Source organism: Halorubrum sp. Ea1 (assembly GCF_002252965.1).
GTDB lineage: Archaea > Halobacteriota > Halobacteria > Halobacteriales > Haloferacaceae > Halorubrum.
Genome location: NZ_NHPG01000142.1, coordinates 1 through 9,271, shown reverse-complemented (window position 1 = coordinate 9,271; position 9,271 = coordinate 1). Strand labels below are relative to the sequence as shown.

Genomic DNA, 9,271 nt, shown 5'->3' with positions numbered 1-9,271 from the left:
GTCGCGGACGCGCGAGCGGGACCCCCGTGGATATATGTCGTCCCCGGCCGACCGCCTCCGCATGAGCGACGACTCTCCGCCGGACGGCGACGCCTCGGACGGCGGCGCGCCCGGCGTGACGTTCCGCGACCGAGGCAGTCGAGGGCGACGCCGTGGGCCGGCGTCCGGACGAGTCGGTCGCGGTCGCGGAACGTCACGCCGGGCGCGCCGCCGTCCGAGGCGTCGCCGTCCGGCGGAGAGTCGTCGCTCATGCGGAGGCGGTCGGCCGGGGACGACATATATCCACGGGGGTCCCGCTCGCGCGTCCGCGACGGTCACTCGCGGTGCGCGCTACTCTCCCCCGACTGCCTCCCGGTGCGCGCTCGCCGCGAGCGCGGCGATCCGGAGCGGCTCGGGCCGCCGGAAGCCGTCTCGCACCAGGTCGCGGACGGCGGCGGCCGCGCGGCCGTCGTCGAGGCCGATCGCGCGGACGAAGAGGGGGTCACCCGCGGGCTTCCCGTCGGGTTCTCCGCCGCGCTCGACCCGCACCCGCGGCGGGAGCGAGCGGTAGACGCCGAGTCGGCGCTCGAGGGCGTCGCCGTCGAACGCCTCGCGGAGCGCGGGTTCGAGCCCGGGGCTCGGCTCGTAGCTCACGGCGTAGACGGGCCGGTCCAGGGCCTCGTGGAGCCGGCGGAGGTCGAGGAGGTTGAACCACGCCGGGGCGACGCCGGCGCAGGCGACGTGGCGGACGTCCTCGCGGCCGAGCGCGTCGAAGAGGGCGATCGCGGCGTCGGTGGCGTCGGTGCCGCCGACGGCGCAGCGCTCGAAGCCGAGTCCGTCGAGGGTCCCGTCGGATCTGACCACGGCGCCGGCTAGGCGGCTGGTTCGGTCGCCGTCGGAGAAGGCGATCCCGAGCGTCCGGCTCGGCGCCGTCACCCCGTCAGTTCTCCTCGGATTTGATCTCCTGGAGCCGGTCGAGAAGTTCGTCGTTGGAGGCGCCGGGCTCGTAGTCGACGGAGCCCTCGTGTACCTCCTCGGCCGCTCGGACTCCGTCCTCGTCGTCGAAATCCGCGTCCAGGTCTTGGTTCTCCTGTTCGGATTCGTCGTAGCTTCCGAAGCCCATATGTGTGTAATACTAACACCCCACCAGTGATAAATCCCCTGCCGGGATCGGGGTCGGGCCCGCACACGTTTTTACGCCGCGAACGCCCTCGTGTGGATATGGAGCCGATCACCGTCACCGCCGACGCGGAGGAGTTCACCTGCAACGCGTACCTCGTGCCCGGCGAAGCGCCGACGCTGGTCGACGCCGGGACGATGCCGGGCGTCGACGACGTCATCGCCGACGCGCTCGCCGACGCCGGCGTCGACGGGTTAGACCGGGTCGTCTTGACCCATCAGCACCACGACCACGTCGGCGAGCTCGACGCGGTGCTCGACCGGTTCGACGCGACCCTCTACGCGAACGCCTCGCACCTGCGACGGGACGTGGGGATCGTCGACGGCGACGAGATCCTGATCGGCGACGAGCCCTGCGAGGTCGTCGAGACGCCGGGCCACGCCGACGACCACGTCGCGTTCGTGGGCGAGGAGCGGCTCTACTCGGGCGACGTGGTCGTGTACAACGACGGCGCGTTCGACGACGGCTCGTTCGGCCGCACCGACATGGCGGGCCAGTCGCGCGAGGACCTGATCGAGAGCCTCCACACGATTCTCAACGTCCTCCCGGACACCGTCGAGACGATGTACCCCGGCCACGGCGACGTCTACCGCGCGAGCGACGGCCCGGACACGGTCCGCGAGGTCATCGAGCGCGCGACCGAGCGCGCCGAGCGCAGAGAGCCGAAGTACCCGGGCGAGTAGCGACTGAACCGCGCCAGCGACATCTGCGATTATATATAAACAGATGTGCGGTGGCGCGTGCCGACGAGCGCCCAGCGGGCGCGAGTCGCACGCGCGAGGGACGCCGCGAGCGCTGATAAGCGCGAGCGGCGAGGCTGGGGAGGCGTGAGGCCGCGGTTGCGGTGCGGTATGGGGTGGGACTCAAAAGGGGCAGTCGCGAGGACGAAGCACGGCGCAGTAAGCACCGCAGGAACGAGCGAAGCGAGTGACGAGGAGCGCAGCAAGCCGCGCGAGTCCTCGCGGCCGGGGCTTTGGCGGTGTTCACTGTCGATCTGTCGTCAGTAATTTATCAGCGAGCGGCTGGGGCTTTGGCGGTGTTCGCTGTCGGCTCGGCATCGGCCGCTTATAAATAGCCGACCGAATCCCCGTACCGATCTAGTCCCAGAACGACTGCGTCCGCGCGTACTCGCGCTCCTGTCGAAGCACGTCGCGGTAGAACTCGTCCTCGTCCTCGCGCAGTTTGTTGATGATCCGCGCGGCGTTGTGCGGCCCGACCCCCCGCGCCGCCAGCGCGATCACGGCGCGCTTCCCGTGCGTCTGGACGAGGCTCGCCGCCCGATGCGCCCGTTTCGTCCGTCGCTCCTGTTCCTCGTCCTTCTCGCTCGCCCGGACCGCTGCGACCGTCTCGTCGTCCCACGGGTTCAGCGCGGCGACGCGGGTCGACCCGCAGTCGGGGCACTCCGGCTGGTCGGGGACGCGCCGCACCTTCGTCGTGCGCCGCCAGTCGGCGCAGTGGAGACAGAAGAGGATGACCCGGTCGTTCCGAATCCGCTCGCGTATCGTCTCGATCACGTCGGCGTCGGCGTTCTCCGGGACGAGGAACTCGGTCCCCGCGGAGCGCCCGGCCGTGCCGAGGGGGGTGCGCTCGCGGGCGATGTCCACGTCGAGAGACCCGTCCTGGATCGCCGCCAACAGGTCCGCCGTCTCCGCGACCGCGAGGTCGGCGTGGAACACCTCGCGGAGCGCCTCGTCGTAGACGGGCGTCCCCTCTAACGCCGCGAGCAGGCGGTCGCCGCCGAACCGCCCCTTCCCCTCGCGGTAGCGCTTGACGGCGCCGAACTTCGCGGCGACTTGCGCGAGCGTGAACTTGAGCGCGTCCGATTTCTTCAGGGCGAGTTCGAGGTACGCCTCCAACCGGTCGGGGTCGGTCGTCTCCAGCACCTCGCGGAAGGTCCCGGGATCGACCCCGTGAGGGACCTCGAACTCGATCCGGTAGGGGTCGACGTCCATTCCGATCGACGAGCCGGCGCGCTGACCGACGAGCGCGGCGAGCAGGCGCGCGAGCGTCTCGTTGACCTCGTGGCCGAAGGCGGCGTTGACCGCGACGGTACGAGCGCTCCCTTCGATCACGATCCGGCGGTCGGTGGGGATCGGGTGGCCGGCCTTGACCTGGTCGACGACCGGTTTCAACGCGGTCGCGACCGTCTCCTCGTCGGCGGGGTAGCGTTCCGCGAGGTCGCCCGCGACCGCCACGGGGGTCGATCCCGCCGCGAGCGCCGCGGCGGCGTCGCCCCGTATTCGCCCGACCTCCTCGGCGACGGGCTTCGGGACCGGGATCTCTTGGCCGATCCACGAGGGCACCTCGCCCGCCGGGTCGGCGATGGGCGTGACGTTCACGCGCTCCTCCTCCTCGTCGACCTCGGTGATGCGCCACATCTCGCCGCGCTGGATGAACGTCTCGCCCGGGCCGGCGAAGTTGACGACGAACCGCTCGTCTAAGGTGCCGATCCCCCGCCGCGAGGACATGTCGTACACCTCGTAGGTGGACTCGTCGGGGATCATCGAGAGGTTCGCGTAGAAGTACTGCCACGTGCCGCCCGACTTCTCTAGCGTGTCGGACTCCTCGTCGAGCCACAGCAGGCGGTTGCCGTCGAGCTCGCGGACGATCTCCTGGAACCGCGGCTCCGAGAGGTCCCGGAACGGGTAGGCGCTCGTGACGGTCTCGTACGCCACGCGGGCGTGGACGTCGCCCTCGTCCATCACGACCCCGACGATCTGGTTCGCGACCGTGTCGAGGCTGCCGTGGTGGATCGCGGCCGGCTCCACGAGCTCGGCGTCGGCGCGCCGGGCGATCGCGAGCGCCTCGAGCGTGTCGTCGCCGCCCTGCGTCACGACGGTCCCCTCCGACACGAGGTCGCGCCGGTGGCCCGCGCGCCCGACGCGCTGGAGCAGGCGGGCGACCTCCCGCGGGCTCCCGTACTGGACCACGTGGTCGACGCGCCCCACGTCGATCCCGAGCTCCATCGAGGAGGTGCAGACGAGCCCGTCCAGGTCCCCCGACTTGAACCGGTCCTCGACGTCGATCCGGACGTCCTTCGAGAGCGAGCCGTGGTGGATCTCGATCTCGGTGGGGTCGGCGTCCCCGTCGCCTTCCCCGCCGCGTTCGGCCGCCTCTCGCTCCCGCTCCGCGAGCGTCTTGAACCGCGAGCCGAGCGCCTCCGCGGTCTGTCGCGTGTTGACGAAGATCAGGGTCGACTCGCGGTCCGCGACGATCCCGCGGATCGTCCGCACGTGGCTCGCGGTCGTCTCGTCGACCGCCAGCTCGCCGGCGAGGGTCGCGTCGCGGTCCGTGATCTCCGGGTCGAGCACGCGCACGTCGGTCCGCGACCCGGCCGCCACCTCGACGATCTCGAACTCGCGGTCGCCCTCGCGTTTCGGGTCGCGCTTACCGCTGCCGACGAGGAACTTCCCGACCTCCTCCGGCGTCCCCACGGTCGCGGAGAGCCCCACCCGCTGGAACGGCCCCGCGACGCGCCGGAGGCGTTCGAGCCCGATAGTCAGCTGCGCGCCGCGCTTCGCGGAGGCGAGCTCGTGGACCTCGTCGATCACGACGTGCGCGACGTCCTCGAGGCCGACCCGCATCTTCGAGCCCGTCAGGATCGCCTGCAGGCTCTCCGGCGTCGTGATCAACACGTCCGGCGGGTCGTCGGCCTGCTTCGACCGCTCGTACCGCGTGGTGTCGCCGTGACGCACCGCGACCTCCACGCCGAGCCGGTCGCCCCACCACTCCAGCCGGTCCATCATGTCGCGGTTGAGCGCGCGGAGCGGGGTGATGTACAGCGCGGAGATCCCCTCGCGGGGCTGGTCGCCCGGCGCGTTTCGGGCGTCGACGATCGCGTCGAAGACGGGGAGCATCGCGGTCTCCGTCTTCCCGGTCCCCGTCGGGGCGAGGACGAGCGCGTTCCGCCCGGCGGCGAGCGGCGGGATCGCCTCGCGTTGCGGCTCCGTCGGCGTCGAGAACCCCTGCTCGGAGAGCGCCTCTCGGACCTCGCTCCCGAGGTGCGCGAACGCGTCCATGCCCGACTGTTCCGCCATTAGCTGATCGTCGGACGTTGGGCGCTCGGGCGATTAAGCCCGTCGCTGTGCGAGATCCGGACGGGCGATCGAGGCCGTCCGCGTCCCCGATAGGCTGGGGTCAGTTCGGTCGACGCCCGGTAGCCGTCCGTTCAGTCGACGATCGGCAGTTCGACGACGAACACGCTGCCCGTCGGTTCGTTGTCTTCGACCCACACGCCGCCGCCGTACTTGTCGACGAGCGTCTTGACGAGGTAGAGCCCGATACCCGTTCCGCCGCTCTCGAGGCCCTTCTCGCCTTCCTGGAAAATCTGTTCTTTGTGTTTATCCTCGATACCGGGACCGTTGTCGGCGATCGACACGCGCACAGAACCGTCCCCAACGCGGGTCGAAACCCCGATTTCGGCCGCGTCCTTGTCGTTGTGGACGACCGCGTTCGTCAGCAGGTTCCGGAACACCGACTCCAACAGCTCGTCCGCCAGCACCGTCACGTCGGGGACCGACCCGTCGACGGAGATCGTCGCCCGGTCCTGATCCGAGCGGACCTTCTCGATCTGCTCGGTGAGTTCGTCGCGGAGGCTCATCGGGGTCCGGTCGGCGCCGACCTGTAGCAGCACGTCCGTGACGTCTTTGGCCGTTTCCGTGATCTCGGCCGCCTGCTTCGCCGCCTCGATGACCGTCCGCGCGTACGTTCGACTCCGATCGTCGGGAAGCGAGTCCTTGAGCAGGTCGGTGTACGACTCCACGACCATCAGCTGGTTCCGGATGTCGTGGCGGACGACCTGATTGAGCAGGGTGAGGTTATCCCGTTGCTGCTCGAGCGTCTGCTCGTACTCCTTGAGCTCGGTCACGTCGCGGGCGTATCCCAAGACGGCGTCCTCTCCCGTTTCCGGCATCTTATAGGGGATCTTCACCGTCTGCAGGATGCGCGTTTCGCCGGCCGCCGTCGTCAACGTCTCCTCGCCGATCTCCTTCGGCTCGCCCGACTCGATCACCTCCAAGTCGTCCTGTCGGAACTCGGCCGAGTCGTCGACGTCGGGGATTATCTCGCCCTCCGAGCGACCCTCGACCTCCTCGGGCGTCTTCCCGTACGCCTCCGCGGTCGCCTCGTTGGCCAAGAGGTACTCGCCGTCGCGGTTCTTCACGAACACCAGGTCCGGCACGAGGTCGATGATCTCCCGGAGCTCCTCGCGGGTCGACTCGAGGGCGATCTCGTACTCCTTCCGCTCCGTGATGTCTTGGAACAGCCCTAACGCGCCGACGACGTTCCCCGCGTTGTCGAACTGCGGATCGCCGATCCCCCTGACCCACCGAGTCTGCCCGGACGCCGTGACGATCCGCAGTTCGAGATCGTACGGCTCGCCCTCCTCGGTCAGCCGGTCGAACGCGGTCTCGATGGTCTCTCGGTCGGCCGGATGGTAGTACTCGATGGCTTCCTCAAGGTCGATCGACTCTTCTACGGGCACCCCGTGGATTCGGTACACCTCGTCGCTCCACGTGAGCGACTCGTCGATCAGATCGACCTCCCACCACCCGATCGACGCGCTCTCTTGCGTCCGCTCGATGAGCGCCCGCGTGCGTTCCAACTCCGTCTCTCGCCGCTTTCGCTCGTCGATGTCGAGGTGGATGCCGACCGCCCGCACCGGCTCCCCGTCACCGTCGCGCTCGACGATCTTCCCGACGCCGCGGATCCACTTCCACTCGCCGGACGCGGTCCGCATCCGATGTTCCGTGTCGTAGTACTCCGTCTCGCCCGCCATGTGGTCTGACAGGGCGTCCTCGACCGGCCCGAGATCGTCGGGGTGGACGCGGCGCTCCCACTCCTCGAGGCGCGGTTCGATCTCGTCGGCGGAATGCCCGAGCATCCGCGCCCACTGATCGTTGAACTCGACTTCGTCGGTGGTCATGTCCCAGTCCCAGATGCCGAGTTGGGCGCCCTCGACCGCGAGTTCGAGGCGGTCTTTGAGCTGCTGAAGCGCTCGCTCTCCCTCTTTCTGCTCGGTGATGTTCGTCGAGACGCCGCAGACGGCCACGATCTCTCCCTCGTCGTCGTACACGGGTGACTTCCGAGTGAGGCGGACGCTTTCCCCCGCGGGAGTCGGGATCGTCTCCTCGAGTTCGATCTGCTCGCCGCCGTCGAGGACTCGTAAGTCGTCCGCCCGCGCCTGTTCGGCGATCTCCTGCGGGAAGAGGTCCTCGTCGGTCATCCCGACGGGATCCTCGTCGACGTCAAACAGGTCGCGGCACGCCTGATTCACCAGGAGATACCGACCGTCGGCGTCTTTGAGAAACACCGCCGCCGACATCGTCTCCAACACGGTCTGGAACCGGCGGTACGTGCGCTGATGCTCTCGCTCCTGTCGCTTTTGCGCGGTGATCTCCCGAGCGACGCCGACGATCCGCGTTATCGTTCCGCCCTCGGTGATCGGCGTCAGCTTCGTCTGCCAGTGGCTCGTCCCGCCCGGGAACGTGAGCCGCTCCTCGTACTCGACCGTGTCGCCCCGTTCGACGCAGCGGCGGTAGTTCGCGGCGACGACCGCGCCCTGCTCGTCGCCGAGGAGTTCCCGCGGCGTCTCACCGCGCATCGCGTCCTCGGAGAACCCCGTTTGTTCCTTGTGCGCGGTGTTGTTCTGTCGAAACGTGAACTCGTAGCCGTCGCCGGTCCGCCCGACCTCAACGACGAAAACGGCGTCGTCCATCTCGCGAAAAATCGCTTCGTAAACTGCGTCGACGCCCTCGTCGGCCACGCCGAACGAGCTAGCGTTGGTGTTCGAACGTGCATTCTCGTCCATCGGTTCTCTTAGCGGTATATAGGATTAATACGCTGATAAGAGTGCGGATATCGACGCCCGAACTCGAACTCTAACGGGCCGCGAGGGCGACGAAATCGACGCTCGATCGCCGGATTCGTGCTCGTCGCCTCGGCCGTCGCGGCCGCTACGTCGCGTCGTCCTCACCAGCCGCGGCCGCTACGTCGCGTCGTCCTCACCAGTCGCGACCGCTACGTCGCGACCGCTACGTCACGCCGCCCGCACCCGTCGCGTACGCCTCGTGGGCGCCCGACTCGAGGACCGCCTCGATCTCGTCGACCACGTCCAGCACGTCCGCGAACGAGGTGTACGGGGCGGCCGGACACACGCGTACCACGTTCGGCGGCCGGAAGTCGACGACCACGCCGCGGTCGGTGAGCGCCTTACTCAGCCGCTCCGCCTCGGGGTGTTCGAGGGCCACGTGGCCGCCGCGGGCCCCGTGCTCGCGCGGGGTTCCGACCGAGACGTCGGGGAGCCGATCGTCGACGAGCGCGATCAGGAAGTCCGTGAGCGCGAGCGACTTGGCGCGCAGGCGGTCGATCCCCGCCTCCCGCAGGAGCTCGACCGAGCCCTCGAGGGGCGCGGCCGCCAGCAGCGGGGGCGTCCCGATCTGCCACGCGCCGGCGGAGTCGGCGGGGGTGTACGTCATCCGCATCTCGAACTGCGTCGCCTTCTCGTGGCCCCACCACCCCGCCAGCGCGGGCGTGAGCCCGTGGTGGCGCTCGGCGACGAACAGCGCGCCGATCGCGCCGGGGCCGGCGTTGAGGTACTTGTACGTGCACCACACCGCGAAGTCGACGCCGACGTCGCCGAACGCGTGCGGGACCGCGCCCGCGGAGTGGGCCGCGTCGAAGCCGGCGTACGCGCCCGCCTCGTGGGCGGCCGCGGCGATCCGCTCGACGTCGAACAGCTGGCCGGAGCGGTACAGCGCGGTCGGCATCCAGACGATCCCCACGTCGTCGTGCGCTTCCAGCGCGGCCTCGATGTCTCGGGGGTCGATCGTCCGCCCGTCGCGGCTCTCGACGACGCGGAGCTTCTCGTCGGGGTCGATCCCGCGCTGGCGCAGTTGGGCGCGGATCGCGTAGTGGTCGGAGGGGAAGTCGAGCTCGTTGACGAGGACGGCGGGCTCGACGCTCCGGTCCCACTCGCCGTCTGCCCGTGCCATCTCCTCCCGCTCCGGGCCGTTCCCCGCCAGCAGCTCGTCGAGGAAGGTGCCGATCAGGGTGTGAATGTTGACGGTGATCGAGTTGCCGACGACGACCTCGTCGGGTGTGGCGCCGACGAGG

At 69.5% G+C, this 9,271-nt stretch carries 7 protein-coding genes; 1 reads left to right on the top strand and 6 read right to left on the bottom strand.

Features of this window, described 5'->3' with window-relative positions; genetic code table 11:
- The 3 genes from DJ73_RS20685 to DJ73_RS17855 all read right to left on the bottom strand — a co-directional run.
- Positions 1 to 251: hypothetical protein (locus DJ73_RS20685; RefSeq protein ID WP_217900459.1), on the bottom strand; the 251-nt coding region annotated here is incomplete at its 3' end.
- A gap of 79 nt (positions 252 to 330) precedes the next feature.
- On the bottom strand, positions 331 to 915 hold the full coding sequence (locus tag DJ73_RS17860) for a DUF99 family protein (RefSeq protein WP_094522148.1): 585 nt from the start codon (positions 913 to 915) through the stop codon (positions 331 to 333).
- Positions 916 to 919: 4 nt separating this feature from the next.
- The gene (locus tag DJ73_RS17855; RefSeq protein WP_094522147.1) at positions 920 to 1,102 is read right to left on the bottom strand and encodes a DUF5786 family protein; all 183 of its coding nucleotides are present in this window, start codon (positions 1,100 to 1,102) and stop codon (positions 920 to 922) included.
- A gap of 98 nt (positions 1,103 to 1,200) precedes the next feature.
- Here DJ73_RS17855 and DJ73_RS17850 point away from each other — a divergent pair, with 98 nt between their 5' ends.
- Positions 1,201 to 1,842 (top strand): MBL fold metallo-hydrolase, encoded by a 642-nt coding sequence (locus tag DJ73_RS17850; protein ID WP_094558651.1) that lies wholly within the window; start codon positions 1,201 to 1,203, stop codon positions 1,840 to 1,842.
- 414 nt (positions 1,843 to 2,256) lie between these two features.
- Here DJ73_RS17850 and DJ73_RS17845 read toward each other — a convergent pair whose 3' ends face one another.
- From DJ73_RS17845 to kynU, 3 genes are all read right to left on the bottom strand, one after another.
- Positions 2,257 to 5,196 carry a DEAD/DEAH box helicase gene (locus DJ73_RS17845; protein ID WP_176451165.1) on the bottom strand — a complete coding sequence of 980 codons (2,940 nt, stop codon included), beginning with the start codon at positions 5,194 to 5,196 and terminating at the stop codon, positions 2,257 to 2,259.
- A gap of 131 nt (positions 5,197 to 5,327) precedes the next feature.
- Positions 5,328 to 7,967 carry a PAS domain-containing protein gene (locus DJ73_RS17840; RefSeq protein ID WP_094558650.1) on the bottom strand — a complete coding sequence of 880 codons (2,640 nt, stop codon included), beginning with the start codon at positions 7,965 to 7,967 and terminating at the stop codon, positions 5,328 to 5,330.
- Between the two features lie 223 nt (positions 7,968 to 8,190).
- Positions 8,191 to 9,271 (bottom strand): kynureninase (kynU, locus tag DJ73_RS17835; RefSeq protein WP_094558649.1); only part of this gene is annotated, 1,081 nt, incomplete at its 5' end.